We start from the raw sequence: 2524 nt of genomic DNA on the forward strand, positions 1-2524 counted from the left end.
ATGGCCATGACCATCTTGATCACACCACCCACACCCGCCGCCGCCTGCGTGTGACCGATGTTCGACTTCAGCGACCCCAACCGCAACGGCCGGTCCTCCACACGACCCTGCCCATAGGTCGCCAGAAGCGCCTGCGCCTCGATCGGGTCCCCCAACCGGGTCCCCGTCCCGTGCGCCTCCACCGCGTCCACCTCACCCGGTTCCAGACGCGCGTTCGCCAACGCCTGCCGGATCACGCGTTCCTGCGAGGGACCGTTCGGCGCGGACAGGCCGTTGCTCGCACCGTCCTGGTTCACCGCCGAACCACGGATCACACCCAGAATCCGACGCCCATGGCGCTGGGCGTCGGACAACCTCTCCAGCAGGACCAGGCCCACGCCCTCACCCCAACCGGTGCCGTCGGCGGCCGAAGCGAACGCCTTGCACCGGCCGTCGGGGGACAGCCCTCGTTGCCTGCTGAACTCCACGAACATGCCCGGGTTGGCCATGACGGTGACGCCCCCGGCGAGCGCCATGTCGCACTCGCCCTGACGCAGCGACTGGGCGGCCAGGTGCATCGCCACCAGCGACGACGAACACGCCGTGTCCACCGTGACCGCCGGACCCTCCAACCCGAACGTGTACGACACCCGACCCGACGCGACACTCGTCGTGTTGCCGGTCAGGACGTAGCCTTCGGTCTCGCCGGGAGCCTCGTGCAACCGCGCCCCGTAGTCCTGGGGCATGGCTCCGACGAACACACCCGTGCGGCTGCCGCGCAGCGCGTTCGGGGCGATTCCGGCCCGCTCGAACGCCTCCCACGAGGTCTCCATCAGCAACCGCTGCTGGGGGTCCATGGCCGCCGCCTCGCGAGGGCTGATCCCGAAGAACGCCGGGTCGAACTCGTCCGCCTCGTGCAGGAACCCGCCGTGACGCGTGTAGGACGTTCCCGAGTTCGCCGGGTCCGCGTCGTAGAGCGCGTCGAGGTTCCAGCCGCGATTGACGGGGAAGTCCGAGACCGCGTCGCGGCCCTCCACGACCAGCCGCCACAGATCCTCCGGCGAACTCACGCCACCGGGGAACCGGCAGCTCATCGCCACGATCGCGATCGGCTCGTCGCTGATCGCGGCCAACGAAGCCGCCACGGCCGCACCGTCGGCGCCGAGGAGTTCGTCGAGCAGGTGCACAGCCAGGAGTTCGGGGGTCGGGTGGTTGAACGTCAGCGTCGGGGGCAGGTCGAGCCCGGTCACGGACGTCAGGCGGTCACGGAGTTCGACGGCCATGAGGGAGTCGAATCCGAGATCCCTGAAGGCCTGGTCAGTGTCGACCGCACTCGGGGTGACGTGGCCCAGGACCAGCGCGACCTGTGTCCGTACGAGGTCGAGGAGCCGACGTTCCTGACCCGCCTGGTCCAGGGCCGCGAGGTCCCGGGCCAGCGGTTCGGAGTCCTCGGGCGTCACGTCGGTGACCTCGTCCGTGGTCTCCTGGTCCGCGCCGACCGCGTGACGCTGTTGTCGGCGCCAGGCGGCCAGGGAGGGCAGCGCCTCACCGATCGCTTCGAGGTCCTCGTTCTCCACGGCCTCCCAGAATCCGGCTTCGGCCGGGGTCATGCGGTCCGCGGACGACGCCTCGACCCAGTACCTGTCGCGTTGGAAGGCGTAGGTGGGCAGGTCCACCCGACGTCCGGAAGCAGGAGCCAGATCAACCTGAACACCCGACGTGTACAGATGCGCCAGAGCACCGACGAACGCCTCAGGTTCGGATCCCTCACGACGCAACCCCGCCACCGACACCGCCGACTCCGGCACGCTCTCCCGCGCCATCGCCGTCAACGTCCCATCCGGACCCAACTCCAGGAACGAGCCAGCACCCGCCCCCACCAGGGCCGACACACCATCATGGAACAACACCGGACTACGCACATGCTCCACCCAGTACTCCGGCGAAGTAATGCGCGCGACCTCAGCCAAACCACCCGTCACATTCGACACGATCGGCACCGTCGGCTCACGGAAGGTCAACCCCTCAACGACCTCCCGAAACTCCGCCAACATCCCGTCCATATGCGCCGAATGGAAAGCATGACTCACCGTCAGAGCCCGGGTACGCGCACCCGCCTGACGGGCCAACTCCCCCACCTCAGCCACCGCGTCCGCGTCACCGGAGACCACCACCGACGCCGGACCGTTCACCGCCGCCACATCCACACCCGCCCGGTCACCGACCAGAGCGGAGACATCTCCCAACGGCAACCCGATCGCGAGCATCGCCCCGCCCCCCGGCTGGGCCTGCATCAACCGCGCCCGAGAGGCCACCAACACCGCAGCGTCCTCCAACGACAACACACCCGACAGATGCGCCGCCGACACCTCACCCAGCGAATGCCCGATCAGGAAGTCGGGCCGAACCCCGAAACTCTCCGCCAGCCGGAACAACGCCACATGCAACGCGAACAACGCCGGCTGGGTGAACTCCGTCCGATCCAACAACCCCGCCTCGACCGAACCCGCCTCAGCGAACATCACCTCACGCAACGGCCGCGACA

General features: G+C 68.7%; 1 protein-coding gene. It reads right to left on the bottom strand.

Going from position 1 to position 2524, the window contains the following annotated elements:
• On the bottom strand, positions 1-2501 hold a 2501-nt coding region (locus FYW99_RS33030), incomplete at its 3' end, for a type I polyketide synthase (protein WP_150256263.1).
• Between the last annotated feature and the right edge of the window lie 23 nt (positions 2502-2524).

The organism is Nocardiopsis deserti (genome assembly GCF_008638355.1).
GTDB classification, from domain to species: Bacteria; Actinomycetota; Actinomycetes; order Streptosporangiales; family Streptosporangiaceae; genus Nocardiopsis; species Nocardiopsis alborubida.